Origin of the sequence: Microcystis sp. M090S1, from assembly GCF_020246295.1 — a bacterium.
Lineage (GTDB): Bacteria > Cyanobacteriota > Cyanobacteriia > Cyanobacteriales > Microcystaceae > Microcystis > Microcystis aeruginosa.
This window is the reverse complement of sequence record NZ_JADBTF010000336.1, coordinates 1-15,035: the sequence shown is the minus strand read 5'-3', so window position 1 is coordinate 15,035 and position 15,035 is coordinate 1. Positions and strand designations below refer to the sequence as shown.

14 protein-coding genes and 1 pseudogene are annotated in these 15,035 nt (G+C 41.2%); 9 read left to right on the top strand and 6 right to left on the bottom strand.

What is annotated here, in order from left to right; genetic code table 11:
- Nucleotides 1–215 precede the first annotated feature (215 nt).
- Both IM477_RS14970 and IM477_RS14965 read left to right on the top strand, forming a co-directional pair.
- Nucleotides 216–506: a nucleotidyltransferase family protein gene (locus IM477_RS14970; RefSeq protein WP_002736589.1), complete on the top strand. Its 291-nt coding sequence runs from the start codon at nucleotides 216–218 to the stop codon at nucleotides 504–506.
- Nucleotides 496–849, top strand: a complete 354-nt coding sequence (locus IM477_RS14965; protein ID WP_061430529.1) for a HepT-like ribonuclease domain-containing protein — start codon at nucleotides 496–498, stop codon at nucleotides 847–849. Before IM477_RS14970 ends, IM477_RS14965 begins: the two co-directional genes overlap by 11 nt.
- Before the next feature lie 331 nt (nucleotides 850–1,180).
- Here the strand turns inward: IM477_RS14965 and ftsH are convergent, their stop codons facing one another.
- A complete protein-coding gene (gene ftsH, locus IM477_RS14960; RefSeq protein WP_287732383.1) occupies nucleotides 1,181–3,145 on the bottom strand; it encodes an ATP-dependent zinc metalloprotease FtsH in 1,965 nt (654 codons plus the stop codon).
- A 132-nt stretch (nucleotides 3,146–3,277) separates the two neighbouring features.
- Here ftsH and ccsB point away from each other — a divergent pair, with 132 nt between their 5' ends.
- The 6 genes from ccsB (at nucleotide 3,278) to IM477_RS14930 (ending at nucleotide 9,616) form a co-directional block, all read left to right on the top strand.
- On the top strand, nucleotides 3,278–4,264 hold the full coding sequence (gene ccsB, locus IM477_RS14955) for a c-type cytochrome biogenesis protein CcsB (RefSeq protein ID WP_190721488.1): 987 nt from the start codon (nucleotides 3,278–3,280) through the stop codon (nucleotides 4,262–4,264).
- 276 nt (nucleotides 4,265–4,540) lie between these two features.
- Nucleotides 4,541–5,434: an aspartoacylase gene (locus tag IM477_RS14950; RefSeq protein ID WP_287732382.1), complete on the top strand. Its 894-nt coding sequence runs from the start codon at nucleotides 4,541–4,543 to the stop codon at nucleotides 5,432–5,434.
- A 56-nt stretch (nucleotides 5,435–5,490) separates the two neighbouring features.
- On the top strand, nucleotides 5,491–6,813 hold the full coding sequence (locus IM477_RS14945; RefSeq protein WP_287732381.1) for a serine/threonine protein kinase: 1,323 nt from the start codon (nucleotides 5,491–5,493) through the stop codon (nucleotides 6,811–6,813).
- 286 nt (nucleotides 6,814–7,099) lie between these two features.
- A complete protein-coding gene (locus IM477_RS14940; protein ID WP_287732380.1) occupies nucleotides 7,100–8,344 on the top strand; it encodes an ATP-binding protein in 1,245 nt (414 codons plus the stop codon).
- A 46-nt stretch (nucleotides 8,345–8,390) separates the two neighbouring features.
- On the top strand, nucleotides 8,391–8,969 hold the full coding sequence (locus IM477_RS14935) for a Uma2 family endonuclease (protein ID WP_287732379.1): 579 nt from the start codon (nucleotides 8,391–8,393) through the stop codon (nucleotides 8,967–8,969).
- A gap of 62 nt (nucleotides 8,970–9,031) precedes the next feature.
- Nucleotides 9,032–9,616 (top strand): Uma2 family endonuclease, encoded by a 585-nt coding sequence (locus tag IM477_RS14930; RefSeq protein ID WP_287732378.1) that lies wholly within the window; start codon nucleotides 9,032–9,034, stop codon nucleotides 9,614–9,616.
- Between the two features lie 13 nt (nucleotides 9,617–9,629).
- Here the strand turns inward: IM477_RS14930 and IM477_RS14925 are convergent, their stop codons facing one another.
- Together IM477_RS14925 and ntcA are read right to left on the bottom strand one after the other, a co-directional pair.
- Nucleotides 9,630–11,117, bottom strand: coding sequence for a DUF3084 domain-containing protein (locus tag IM477_RS14925; protein WP_287732377.1), 1,488 nt, complete (start codon nucleotides 11,115–11,117; stop codon nucleotides 9,630–9,632).
- 7 nt (nucleotides 11,118–11,124) lie between these two features.
- A complete protein-coding gene (gene ntcA, locus IM477_RS14920; RefSeq protein WP_002750097.1) occupies nucleotides 11,125–11,802 on the bottom strand; it encodes a global nitrogen regulator NtcA in 678 nt (225 codons plus the stop codon).
- Between the two features lie 214 nt (nucleotides 11,803–12,016).
- Here ntcA and fabI point away from each other — a divergent pair, with 214 nt between their 5' ends.
- Complete coding sequence (gene fabI, locus IM477_RS14915; RefSeq protein ID WP_002760333.1) at nucleotides 12,017–12,793, top strand: enoyl-ACP reductase FabI; 777 nt, start codon at nucleotides 12,017–12,019, stop codon at nucleotides 12,791–12,793.
- A gap of 130 nt (nucleotides 12,794–12,923) precedes the next feature.
- Here fabI and IM477_RS14910 read toward each other — a convergent pair whose 3' ends face one another.
- From IM477_RS14910 to IM477_RS14900, 3 genes and pseudogenes are all read right to left on the bottom strand, one after another.
- Nucleotides 12,924–13,202, bottom strand: a complete 279-nt coding sequence (locus tag IM477_RS14910) for a UPF0175 family protein (RefSeq protein WP_287732375.1) — start codon at nucleotides 13,200–13,202, stop codon at nucleotides 12,924–12,926.
- Between the two features lie 155 nt (nucleotides 13,203–13,357).
- Entirely contained in the window at nucleotides 13,358–14,839 is a 1,482-nt protein-coding gene (locus IM477_RS14905) for an ATP-dependent nuclease (protein ID WP_287732373.1), read from the bottom strand.
- Nucleotides 14,840–14,852: 13 nt separating this feature from the next.
- Nucleotides 14,853–15,035, bottom strand: a pseudogene (locus IM477_RS14900) (hypothetical protein); the annotation flags it as partial.

The following is a 15,035-nucleotide window of genomic DNA, read 5'->3' as shown; positions in this document are numbered from 1 at the left end:
GGTTTGTGTTATGCAATGGACGGGAGTTATAAGGGATGTAACACTTATATAGAAAGGCATATAGCGATTTTTGTCAATTGTTTTTGATATAGAGCGAACTAATCAATTAAGTCTCTTACCAGATAAGGATTTAGTCGATTTATGCCCCCCTATCGAACCATACCAAGTAACGAAGAACCGCTATAATATTGATGGCCGGTTCAAAGACACACCAGATGAAACGGGACGAGGTGCTGGCAATTCTAGAGGCACACCGAGAACAGTTACAAAAACTAGGGGTGAAATCTTTGTCTTTATTTGGTTCAGTGGCCAGGGATGAAGCTGATGCCGATAGTGATGTAGATTTGTTAGTAGAATTCGATCGACAAGGTGGTTTTTTTCAACTTCTGCAAGTACAGTATTATTTAGAAGATATTCTGGGATGCTCTGTGGATTTAGGAACTCAGGATGCCTTAAGAGAACATTTACGGGAACCTGTGCTTGAGGATCTGATCAATGCCTTCTAGAGATTGGCGACTTCGCCTTCAAGACATTTTAGAATCTATCAGTGAAATTGAACAGCGAACAAAGGCAATGACGTTTGAGGAATTTGCCAAGAATCAAACAAATATCAAAGCGGTTCTCTATGATTTTATTATTATCGGAGAAGCAACTAGAAATGTACCGAAGGAAATTCAGTCTCGCTATCCTCTTATTCCTTGGCGTTTAATGGCAGGAATGAGAAATGTTGCAACTCACGAATATTTTCAAGTTAATTTAAGTAGAATTTGGGCAACAATTCGAGAAGATTTGCCGACCTTAGTACCACAACTACAAGAAGTATTGTCAAGGGAAAAAAAACCAGAATAGTTGCGGGGCATTTGTCATATTTAGGGCTTGCTGAATGATGGTAAAACCCTTTGAAAATAAGACTTTTGACCTGTTAAAATCCGATGTTATAGCGGTGTGCAGTCGTATGAGGTACAGTGTCACGAGCTATAAACCATGCTAGGCAAAGCTTGGTCTGTATCTCACTCAAGCGCTTACCGCTATATGAGGAGAGGCAAAAGGCAAAAGGCAAAAGGCAAAAGGCAAAAGGCAGCTTTGTTCTCCCCACTTCCCCACTTCCCCACTTCCCCACACCCCACACCCCACTTCCCCACGAAAAACTTTTTCAGCAGACCCTATTTATGGGGATTGATCAGACCATTTGCGCTTGATTTAAGAATTCTTGCAATTCTTCTCCTTCGATTACTTCGGTGGTCAAAAGATTAGCGGTAATCGACTCTAATAAATTGCGGTTGTGACTGAGAATTGCTAGAGCTTTTTGGTAACTAGCGTCGATAATTTGTTTAACTTCTTCATCGATCGCTTTGGCCGTATTTTCCCCGATCGAACGGCGGGGACTACCCTGATTATTACCTAAAAAATTAGCCTGTCCTGTTTTATCGTAGGCTAGGGGTCCCAGGGATTTACTCATACCATACATTGTCACCATTCTTTCAGCAATATCCGTCGCCCTTTGTAAATCATCGGAAGCGCCATTAGTGACACTGCCAAAGATTAATTCTTCGGCTGCCCGACCGCCCAATAACATAGTAATTTGTTCTTTAAATTCGGTTTCTGTCATCAAAAAACGGTCTTCCGTGGGAATTTTCAGGGTATAACCCAAAGCGGATAAACCCCGGGGAACGATGGAAATTTTCTCCACCCGACCACCTCCCGGCATGACAGCGCCAACTAAAGCATGACCAACCTCGTGATAAGCGACGATTTTCTTTTCTTTTTCGGAGAGAACCCGACTTTTCTTTTCTAAACCAGCGATAACTCTTTCTATCGCCTCTTTAAAATCAATTTGACTGACTTTTTCCCGATTATTGCGGGCAGCCAAAAGAGCCGCCTCATTGACGAGGTTGGCTAAATCGGCACCGGCAAAACCGGGGGTTTGGGTGGCGATCGCTTTGAGGTTAACATCTTCACCCATCTGGACTCGTTGGGCGTATATTTCCAAAATTGCCAATCTTCCCGCTAAATCGGGACGATCCACCAAAACTTGGCGATCAAAGCGCCCCGGACGCAATAAAGCGGCATCAAGAGTCTCTGGGCGATTGGTGGCGGCTAAAACGATGACGACGGCTTCTTTGGGGCTAAAACCGTCCATTTCTGTCAAAAGTTGGTTTAAAGTCTGCTCGCGCTCATCATTGCTGCCGCTAGTTCCCGATCCCGAACTTCTCGATTTACCGATCGCGTCCAATTCATCAATAAAAATGATGCTAGGGGCATTTTTCTTCGCTTGGGCAAATAGATCCCGCACCCGGGCTGCCCCGGTCCCGACAAATAATTCCACGAATTCCGAGGCCGAAATGCTAAAAAACGTCACTCCCGCTTCCCCCGCGACCGCTTTTGCTAAGAGGGTTTTTCCCGTCCCCGGCGGTCCGACCAAGAGAACACCCTTAGGAATACGCGCCCCAATTTTATTAAAGCGCTCGGCATCCTTGAGAAATTCGACAATTTCCTTTAACTCGGTTTTTGCTTCCTCGGCCCCGGCCACATCACTGAAGGTAATCGGATATTTTTCGTCGTCTCCGTAAACTTTAGCGAGATTTTTATTAAAAAGCAGCGATTTACGGGTGTCATCGTTGCGATAGAACAGAAACTGCATGGCGGCGACTAAAATTAAGGGAGGAACCACCCAAGCGAGGAGAGTGGTGATCCAACTGTTTTCGGCCACAGGAATCGCCTCGAAGATTACGCCTTTTTGCTGTAATAGTTGGGGTAATTGGGGGTTATCGACTGGAATCGTGGCCAATACTCGTCCGGAGACTAGATTACTGCTTGGTTTGCTGGCCAGAGAACTAGAATCACCATAAAGGGGATTATTTGATTCTGGGGGATTAACGGGGGGATTACCCGGAATAGCCAGGGATTCTAAAGGATTTTTTAATTGATAATAGATGACTTGATTGCCAATTCTGACCTTACTGATGTCGCCCCGTTCCACTTTACTGATAAATTCGCTGTAGGGTTCGAGGGGAATATTGGATAATTCTGAGGGACGAGGGATAAGAAAATAGCCTAAAGCGGCAACACCAGAACAAATGATCAGGATTTTGCCTAACCGCGGCAACCGCGACCAGGAAAATTTATTATCTTCTTGATTAGCCATAATTTTTAGGGCAGGTGAGAGTGAAAATGCAAAGTTTATACTAACAATTCCCTGTCTCGATCGCCTTACCGATGGGATAGGATAGAGGATGGAATACTTGGTAGCGAGCGAGCGACAAACGAGAGAAATCCCATGAATTTAGTTAGCTTAGAGAACTTTCTCGATAACACTTCTTTTTTAGTCCTGTTTTTAACCATGCTGGTTTATTGGGCCGGGGCAGCCTTTCCTAGCATACCTTTGTTGCCGGGCTTGGGCAGCACGGGAGTGGCCATCGCTAACCTCTGTATCGCCGCTTTATTGGGGGCGCGCTGGTTAGAAGCGGGTTATTTCCCCATCAGCAATCTTTACGAATCTTTATTCTTTCTCGCTTGGGGTGTAACTGCGGTTCATTTAATTGCTGAGTACAATAGCCGCAGTCGCCTGGTGGGGGTGGTGACGACTCCTGTAGCCATGGGGATTACTGCTTTTGCCACTTTGTCCTTACCCGGGGAAATGCAAACTTCGGCGCCCTTGGTTCCGGCTTTAAAATCGAATTGGTTGATGATGCACGTTAGCGTCATGATGTTAAGTTATGCTGCTTTGATGGTGGGTTCCCTGATGGCGATCGCTTTTCTGATCGTCACTAGAGGTCAAAATATCGAGTTAAAAGGCAGTTCCGTGGGTACGGGAGCCTATCGTCTGCAAAATAAGTTATCTACCACTCTTTCCGCCCCAATTTTCATGGAAACGGCTAACGGTGGCACAACCGCCCTTTTAACTCCCACCTTAACAGCGATGACGACTCTTTCGCCCCAACGTCTTAGCTTGGCGGAAACCCTCGATAATATCAGTTATCGGGTCATCGGTCTCGGTTTTCCCCTTCTCACTATCGGTATCATCGCCGGGGCAGTTTGGGCCAATGAAGCTTGGGGTTCCTATTGGAGTTGGGATCCGAAAGAAACTTGGGCGCTAATCACTTGGTTAGTGTTTGCCGCTTATCTCCATGCGCGCATTACCCGGGGATGGCAGGGAAGAAAACCGGCTATTCTAGCGGCCAGTGGTTTTGTTGTGGTTTGGGTATGTTATTTAGGGGTGAATCTTTTGGGTAAAGGTCTTCATTCCTACGGCTGGTTTTTCTAAATCAGCTATAGGGGTGGGGTGTGGGGTGTGGGGTGTGGGGTGTGGGAAGAATAAATAAAAATAATCTTCTGACGACCGACGACCGACTCCTAACCCCACCAACAAACTTTTTGCCGCAAACCATAAATAATTATAAGTAGGGAGGCACAATTATTTGTAGGATGGGTTAGCGGTAGCGTAACATAATCGGGCGTTGGGTTTCATGCTTCAACCCAACCTACGTTCATCTTATATTTAATTCCACCCACCCACTTAACTTCTCAAAAATTATAAAAAATGATCGAGCAGAAAACTACTATTAAAAATCTGGCTTTAATTGCCGGTGTGCATGGCAATGAACTAACTCCCGCTTATTTGGTTAAATACCTGCAAAAGTCACCTAATCTTATTGCTCGCAGCAGTTTTCAATCCCACAGTCTCATCGCTAATCCCTTAGCCCTAAAGCAACGGGTTAGATATATCGATACGGATTTAAATCGTTGTTTTAACCAGAAAGATTTAGTTAATCCAGATGGTCAGCAATACGAACAAAAACGAGCCAAAAAAATAGTCAAAGAAATCCGAGAAAAATCCATTGATTTATTAATCGATATTCACAGCACCACATCTAATATGATGCTGGCGATTATTTATTCTAATGCCCATCCTTGGCTATTAAAACTCTTTACCTATCTGACTAAAATTAATCCTGAGGTGCGCTTAATTTATCATCCCGTCAGCGAGGGAGAAAATCATTTTCTGAAAGGAATTTGTCCCCTAGCTTTTACCCTCGAAATCGGTCCAATTAACCATGGTGTCATCTGTCCCTATCTTTTTCGTCAAACCGAAACACTCATCTATCAAATCCTAGACTATATCGAACAGGAAAATTATCTGGCTGCCCATCTCGATACTTTCAGCGAATCCCTCACAGTTTACCAACGTTTAGGCTCGATCGATTATCCTAGGGATGAACAGGGTGAAATTAAAGCTATGTTACATCCTCAGATTCTCCAACGAGATTATCAGGCAATTCAACCTAATCAACCGATTTTTCTAGGATTTGATGGTCAGGAAATTATCTATCGTGGGGAATCTGAATTATATCCTATCTTTGTTGGAGAATCTTCCTATAAAGAAAAAGGAATCGCCCTTTGTTGGACAGCAAAAAAACAAATTGATATTAATTAGTACCAGCCAGCAGTTTTCCTGAAAAAAAAACAGGTCTAAATAAGGGAAAAGCCACTATGACCTTTACTTCTGATTCTCTTTTAGCTGAACGTTACCAACTGCAACAACGCCTAGGAAATACCGCTATCGGTCGTCAAACTTGGTTAGCTATCGATGTATTATCCCAAGAATCGGTAATTATTAAACTCCTCGCTTTTAGTCCCCAGATGGAGTGGGAAGAATTAAAATTATTTGAACGGGAGGCAGCCGTCTTAGCTTCTCTCCATCATCCCCGTATTCCCCGCTATCGCGATTATTTTTCCCTCGATAAAAATCAAGGTGACGGGATTCCTTGGTTTGTGCTTGTACAAGATTATATACCGGGAGAATCCCTAAGCGAGCGCTTAGAAAGGGGGCAACGTTTCACCGCTACGGTAATTCGGACTATTGCCGAAGAAGTTCTCGAAATTCTCATTTATTTGCACGAATTATCGCCCCCAGTATTACATCGAGATATTAAACCTAGTAATTTAATTATTAACTCGGAAAATAACGTTTATTTAGTAGATTTTGGGGCAGTCCAGTCCCGCGGTGCAGTGACGGGAGTTACTTTTACTGTGGTGGGAACGAGTGGTTATGCACCTCTAGAACAATTTTGGGGCCGGGCGGTTCCCAGTTCTGATTTATATGCCTTAGGTATGACTTTAATTCATTTATCGACGGGAATTGTCCCGATAGAATTGCCCCACCGCGACTCTAAAATTCAATTTCGCCAACGGGTGACAATTGATGATGATTTAATCGATTGGTTAGAAACTATAACCGATATAGCGGTAGAAAAGCGGTTTAAAAGTGCCAGAGAAGCTCTGAAATTTCTCCAACATCCCTACTATCGCCAAGCATCAAGTTTAATCGATCCTAAGAAATTACCAAAACCTCCCCACAGTTCCATCCGTATCGCTAAACACCGGGATAATTTAGAGATTAATTTACCCCCTAAAATTAAGCTACCTTCCGATGCACCTACCCTCTGGTCTTTGTTGATTGTCCTTACTGTCACTGTCTTTATCTCCCCGATTCTTACCTTTATTATAGCTCTAATTGGTTTTATTTGTTTGCGTGAGATGCAATTAATTCTTACACCTCAAGAAGTTTTAATTAAATATAAAGTCTTCAATTTTATCTACCAAAAATTTGCTTTTAAAACTCAAGATTTATGGGGTATTTTTCTCCATAGCAATGGCACAGAAGGTAACTATCAGATTCGTCTGCGGACGGCTAAAAATTATTATCTGATCGGTCAGAATCTCCACGAGGATGAATGTCTCTGGTTAGGACAGGAAATCCAAGATTGGTTAAATTTTATCAAATATAGCGTTTCTCCTCAAGATGATGTGTAACCTGACAGGGTATCATCGACCGTCTCCCCAAAACGAAAACTTTGCACCTCACCATGAATATAACTGCTATAAGTTATCAATTTTATCGAGAATCAATTCAAGAAATCCTAAGAATTAGTCGGTAGGCATTTCTCCCTTTTTAACCTTAATGTTGCAGATATCGCCCTATCTTGGTAGTATAATAACTGATTGGCATTCCCTCGGCTACAAGGCGGCAATTATTAAATCGGATTAGGAATTGCAAAAAGGCGGCCATGAAATCTTAGTTATTAGTGGAGAAGAAAAAATGAACTCTGAAATTTACAAAAAAGTCAGCTTGTTAGTTTTGTATCAAGGGGTTTTTGATAATGCTATTGGCCAGGCATTTATTACCCTATTAGCTACGGATAATGTTGCCGATTTTCTCAAAGCTTATGGTCAATTGTTTCAAGCTTTAGCATCCAGAAATATCAGTTGGAATGATTTTCTAATCGAACAAATTTTATTAGATGATAATCCCTTTAGTCAACAGGTACAGAAAAAAAGTGTTTGGGAGTTACCCGAATCTTTAATTAATGGCGTTAAACAGGATTTATCTATCCTCCAATCTCTTTATAACTCTAGCATTTATAGCTTAAGTAATTCGACAGTTTTTGAACAAATTAAATTTCTAATTTTCCCCGCTTGGGAAGTGGACAATAAATTAGAAAGTTTCCTCCATTCTAGTTTAGATTGGACGGAATTAGTCGAAGCTCTAGCCGATTATTATCGTGAGTGTGGTACAGGAATTTTTGCCCGTTATCAAGCTTTAAGGTGGCAAGAAGGCAGATTACAAGGAATTAATCATCCCGATCCCGTGCAGATTCAAGACATAGTCGGTTATGAAATGGCTAAGAAAACCTTGATTAAAAACACTGAGTTTTTATTAGCAGGTTATCCCGCTTTAAATGTCTTACTCTATGGTTGCCGTGGTTCAGGAAAATCGTCTCTGGTTAAGGGATTATTGCAAAAATATCATAGTCAGGGATTGCGCTTAATTGAAGTGGCAAAATCGGAATTAAAAGACCTACCATTAATTATTGAAATCTTGCGAGATTTGCCCCAAAAATTTATTATCTTTGTCGATGATTTATCCTTTGAAGAAGACGATGAAGCTTTTAAAGCTTTAAAAGTTGTTTTAGAGGGAAGCGTCACCGCTAGACCGAAAAATGTCGTAGTTTATGCCACTTCTAATCGCCGACATTTAGTCAGAGAATTTTTTGCGGATCGACCACAACCAAAAGATAGTGATGAAGTGCATAATTGGGACACAGTCCAAGAAAAATTATCCTTTAGTGATCGCTTTGGTTTAACCCTCACTTTTGAACCTGCTAATCAAGAAAAATATTTGGAAATAGTGCGTCATTTAGCCAGTTTAGCTAAATTAAAAATTAGCTTAGAAGAATTAGAATTTCGTGCCAAACAATGGGCAACCCAACATAATGGGCGATCGGGAAGAACTGCTAGACAATTTGTTGATTTTCTCCAAGGGGAATTAGAATTAAATGGGTAAAATTAATTGTGTTATGATTAAATAAAAGAATCTCTAATCTGGAAAAATGTTGACTTCATCTCCCCCCAAAACTATCAGCTTAGAAGAATATCGTAATTTAGAAACCATAGCCGAGGTTAAACACGAATATCACGACGGGGAAATTATCGAGATGACAGGGGGAAGCATCAATCATAATAGTATTCTCATTAATCTGATTGTCCTGCTAAAATTAGCTTTAAGAGGAACTAATTATCGTCTTCAATCGAGCGATCTACGTCTATGGATACCCCAGTATAATCGCGGTTTATACCCAGATTTAATGCTCATTGCCGGGGAACCATTATTTAGTGATAATCGCAACGATGAAATTTTAAATCCCTGCCTAATTATCGAAGTTTTATCTCCTTCCACCTCCGGTTATGATCGGGGTGATAAATTTCGTTATTATCGTTCTATACCCCAATTAAACCAATATCTTCTCGTCAGTCAAGGGGAGATACTAATAGAATCCTATAGCAAAACCTCAGAAAATAATTGGTTACTGCAAGAATACACCCCAGCCAGGGGAATTCTCTCCCTAGATTCTTTAGGAATTAGCTTAAATCTTGCCGATATTTACGAAGGAATTGATTTTTATGAATGATAACCTTTTTTTCTGTGATCTAGGTTATAATCAGGAGGATTAAAAATTCTGTGACAGAGAAAATGCTAACTCGATCTCCTACCAAAACCCTCAGCTTAGAAGAATATCGTAATTTAGAAACCATAGCCGAGGTTAAACACGAATATCACGACGGAGAAATTATCGAGATGACAGGGGGAAGCATCAATCATAATCGACTGGTACGCAATTTAATTCGCTTGTTAGACAATGCTTTAAGGAAAACTATTTATGAAGTCTTTCCCAGTGATTTGCGACTATGGATACCCCAATATAATCGCGGTTTATACCCAGATTTAATGATTATTGCCGGGGAACCATTATTTAGTGATAATCGCAACGATGAAATTTTAAATCCCTGCCTAATTATCGAAGTTTTATCTCCTTCTACCTCCGGTTATGATCGGGGTGATAAATTTCGTTATTATCGTTCTATACCCCAATTAAACCAATATCTTCTCGTCAGTCAAGGGGAGATACTAATAGAATCCTATAGCAAAACATCAGAAAATAATTGGTTACTGCAAGAATACACCCCAGCAAGGGGAATTCTCTCTCTATATTCTTTAGGAATTAGCTTAAATCTTGTCGATATTTACGAAGGAATTGATTTTAATCTCAACTCCTAACTTTGGCTATCTTTTAAGAGGACGTACTAAAAACAATTTTACCATCTTTTACCGCTACTAAACGCAAAGTTAAGGGGCCAGCCGTATTAGTTTTACTAGCGGCAATTGCCTCAAGTGTCTCGATAGAATTACCCGACTTTTTCACTTGACCAATAAAGTTAACTACCGTAGTTAATAAACCATCTTCCACTTGAATTGACCCTAAAACTCCCGCACTTCTAGCGCGAAATTGAGCCGAAGCTAAGAGTAAATCTAACCGCTTTTGTAGGTCTTCTTCTGTCATATTTTGGGGATCAATGGAAACGGCAGCGATTACCTGTTTCTCCTCAAAAACTCTTTGATTGGGAACCACATCAGCAAAGACACGAATCTCGCTTTCTCCTAAGACATAATTACCTGCCGAAAGAATTCTCACCACATATTCTTTACCGTCCTGTAATTGTTGACTTAACTGTTCTACCTGTGCTTTTGTTATCTTAACTAAACGCTGGTCAAAATTAGGCTGATTCGGTTGGGTGGCACGGATAGCATTCATATTCGCTTCTCGCAATAACTTATCGATAACAGCGACAATAGCTTGGGGATCAACAATACGAAAAGCTCCAAAAGATAACACCTGTCCCCGGAAAATAGCGATTTGTTTTTCCCGCAATTCTTGATAGGTTTGATAGTATTGTTCTAAAACTTCCACTTCCCGCTTAAGAAAAGCCATTTGGGTTTCTAAATCTTTTAATTTTCCCTCACGCTGTTCCAAAGCCAAATTTTTATCCACAATCGAGCGATCGAGTTCTCCAATGCGTTGATCCCGGCGATCAATTTCTAGCTGTAGGGTTTTTTGTTGGGTTTCCAACTGTTGAAGTCGCGCTTGTCTGGTTGTTAATAACTTTTGTTGATTAGCCAACTCTTTATCTCTAACTTGAACGGTGGTTTGTAGTTGATTTATTTGACTAGAAAGAATTGATTTTTGTTGGGACAATTGATCCCTTTGACTGATTAACTGTGCCTTTTGATTAGTTAAAATAACTCGTTCATTATTTAAATTAGCCACTTCCTTACGAAACTTTTCCAACTGTCCAGAAACTAATCGCAAACGTTGACGAGAAGCTTGATAATTTTTGTTAAGAACCTCTAGACGTTTCTGCACAGCTATCTGTTCACTTTTAGCCGTTTTTAAAGCCTTTTCCACCTGATTTTTTTGCTCGGTGGTTTTTCTCACCTGTCTTTCCAAATCCTTAATAGCGGCACGACGTTCATTTAAAAGACGATCCAGTTCAAAAACTCCTTGACGCAGGGATTTACTAGAAGCAAACAAGACAATTAAAGTGGAACCGGCGATCAAAATTCCCGTTACAATCGTCATCAAAGTCGCGGTTTGTTTCGGACGCAGATTAAATAAACGCATCCTTTTCTTACCGATACGGCTCCCTATGCGATCGCCAACCGCCGCTATCAGACCACCTAAAACCACGATGGCCAAAACCAAAATATAAGCGCTAGTCATCCAGAATTTAAGTAAATTGTTGACTGAGAGCGACGGGATTATGGACGGTAATTTTCTTCTTGTAAATTGAGACCATTTCTTGATCCCGCAGCTCTCCCAATAAACGGGTGACAGTGACGCGGGTAGAACCGATCGCTTCTGCGATCGCTTGGTGAGACAATTTTAGGTCAACCCGGATGCCATCGGTGGTGGGAACCCCAAAATCACGACAGAGAATTAATAAAAAACTGACCAAACGTGAACCCATATCCCGGTGAGCCAAGGTTTCGATCATCATTTCCGTTTGCAGAATCCGCGAGGACAACCCCTGCAACATCAACATTGATAAATCGGGATTATTGCGGAGGGACCTTTCTACCTGCTCGATCGGGGCCGAGAGTAATTCTACCGGAGTAAAAGCCACAGCATGATAAAAACGATCCGATCGCTGGCCGGTGAGTAAGGATAGCACACCAAAGACGCTATTTTCCCGCAGTAGAGCCACGGTAATTTCTTCTCCCGCTTCATAGACTCGCGACAACTTAACGGCTCCTTTCAGCAAAAAATAGACTCTTTCGGCGGGATCTCCAGGGAAAAAGATCGTTTTGCCACGCTCGAACAATTCCACCACCGGGGGGAAATTGCCGCTGCCGATTCGACGGAACACATCTGCTAGGGGTTTGTCTTGTATTAGGGATAAGTCCATCTCACATCCAAAAAAGGGGAAAATTGTTTTTATTATGCAACGAGTTTCACCTCTATTAAACATAACCGCTCCCTAAACTGGGAAAAGTTTTGGGCGCTTTTTGCCAGACAATGGGGGAGGGGTGATCATTGCTGCCCCTTTATCTGTATCCCTATTATACCGAATCTCGCTGGGGTCGGCTATTGGGGAGATTTTTGTAAGAGAAACGAGAACTATGTTAGATTTAACGGGAAAAAACGCCCTAGTGACGGGAATTGCCAATAATCGCTCGATCGCTTGGGGAATTGCCCAACAACTCCATCAAGCTGGTGCGAATATCGGTGTCACCTATCTCCCCGACGAAAAAGGCCGCTTTGAGAAAAAGGTGCGAGAATTGGCCGATGAACTTAATCCCGCTTTTTATGTCCCCTGCGATGTCCAAAATGACCAACAGGTAGAAGATACTTTCGCTACAGTGGCGGAAAAATGGGGCAAACTGGATATTTTGATTCACTGTCTCGCTTTTGCCGATAAAGAGGGTTTAACGGGCGATTTTACCGCCATCCCTCGGGAAGCTTTCACTAAATCCCTAGATATTAGCACTTTTTCCCTAACCCGTCTAGCTCGATCGGCTAAACCTTTGATGACGGAAGGGGGAAGTATTATCACTCTTACCTATCTCGGGGGTGTCAAGGTAATTCCTAACTATAATTTAATGGGGGTGGCAAAAGCTGGTTTAGAAATGAGTGTTCGCTATTTAGCCGCCGAATTAGGTGGTCAAAAGATCCGAGTTAATGGTATTTCCGCCGGTCCAATTCGCACCTTGGCATCTTCGGCCGTGGGGGGAATTCTTGATATGATCCATCATGTGGAAGAAATCGCTCCTTTACATCGCACGGTGACACAAATTGAGGTGGGAAATACGGCCGCTTTTTTAGCCAGTGATCTTGCTAGTGGTATTACCGGTCAGATTATTTATGTAGATTCCGGTTACGAAATTATGGGAATGTAGTTTTAAGTAGGTAGGTGTTAAAAACCATCAGCACCCCCCTTATTAAGGGGGGATCAAGGGGGGATCAGCACCCTCCTTATTAAGGGGGGATCAAAGGCGAAATCTATCTTCAATTTAATTGAAACGACTATCATAAAAGACTATGATCGTGTTTGTTGCGAAGTTGCTGAAGAGTCTTGCGATCGCTCTCTAGATCGACTTCATTGTAATGTAAATCGGCATCATGGTTTTTCAAAAAAGCATCCACCACCCAACGAGAAGATAGACCTAAAATACTTCCGACCTCGGCACTGGTGATTTTTTCCGCTCGGTAGGCCCGCACCACCAAAGCCTCTAAAATTTCACGGGTAAGATTATTGTAGTTGTAATGTTGAAGCAATTCATCGGGAATATCGATAGTAATTTTCATGATTTAGCTTCCTTTTTTTTGGGGTTTACCGATAATTTTTACAGTCTTTCTCATCAAGATGAAGTATGACCTAATTTGATATTGACCACCGACTCCCCACCACGAAAACGTCCTATCTTACCATTAACATAACTGCTATAATATAGCTTTTCAACTTATTTAACATCTTGTACTTCTTTTAACAAAGATAAAATATCGTAGGGAATAAGAGACGGAAAATCGTCAATTACCTTTGAGATGATTTCTAATTTCAACTCAGGTTCTTTCTTAAATTTATTTAACTTTGGAAAGAGCTCTTTCAGAATTTCTTCTAATTTATGCCCTTGAATCCGAAGAAACCACTTAGGTAATTTGATGGTTTTGCCACTAAGATACTGGCATAATAAACAATCATCTTGAACTTCTGATTGAATCTTAGGCTTAACTTTCTCTACTATGAAATCAGCTATTTGTTGAAGCCGAGTATCATCAAAAGTGCCAAAATCAACATAGGTTTCACGCTTCCTGAGTCCAACCTCAATGGGTTCTATAAACTTTTCTCGCAAAAGAAAAGCTGCTATAAGCACGGGATCAAGAATATAATTCTCGATGCTGTAACGCGTTTCTTTGCCAAGAACTTTAACACGACCATTACCACAATTTTTTAAATCCCAATCAATGATTCCATAGACTGTTCGGTTGCCTCCTTCTTTCAGTTGATTAACAACATCTTTTACTTGATCACAGGTACCATTTCCTCCACCAGACGCGATGAAGTTAAGTGATATCTCAGGAGTTAAATAATCTTTTAGCTTTTCGTGTAATTTCTCATAAAATTGAACATCATAACGGCTTTCAACAAAAACTTGCCGACGATTCTCATAATCTATGCTTAAAGTTGGAACTCCAGTAGTCAAGATAGATAAAGCTTTATCTTTTGTGACCTTTTGCATCCGTTTTTGTTCATTCTTATACATTGCGTATATAGATTGTTCTGGAGCTAGAGCGACTGTTGAGGGTGAATGGGTAGTTAGAATCACCTTAATATTGCGACGATTGATTAAAACATCTTGAATGGTTCGCAAGAGAGATTGAGTCATTGAAGGATGCAAGGGAGCATCTATTTCATCAAATAGTAAAATTTTGGGATTATCTACAATAAGTTTGTTCTTATCATCAGCGTAATAAAGACACAGTGCAAAAGACATTAAAATCCGTTCGCCTGAAGACAAATCATTGAACCTCACTTGTGAGTTCCTAACTCTATCTGTTAGAATTGGCTCATAAGGGCGATCTTCGTATTGCGGTGGTCGGTTAATCCTGAAATCAAGATTTGCTGTCTCTAGAATACTATTTACAAACTCCCAAGGTGGTTCTCCATATTTGCTTAAAAATTCTTCCTCAGTTAAGAAGCTAACGGTCTCATCTTCTAAATTTGCAACACGTTTGAGCCGATTAGTAAGCCAGTTGCGTTGATAATCTACGAAGATCCTAGCAAGTGACTGCTGAAATATATCAACAGACTGCCAACTTCTAGGAAAATGTTCATAAAAATAATCTTCGTCAAAAGCGACTAAAGGAATATCGGTGTTGCTCTGAAATAAATCGATCAAGCGTTGCCTATTGACTCGATCATTTTGGATAAATCTATTAGTCACATTTGGATTTACATTAGAAATGGTATCCCGAATAGCTTGAATTATTTGACTTGCTTGCCTGACTGACGGACACAAGTGGGTCAAAACCTGACAAGACAAGGGTTGCCAAAAAGAAAAAGATCTGGGTAGATAGGGAAAAAGCAAGAATCCCTACAAGATGAAAACCGAGAACAGAATCTTCTCCCAAGTTTATTCC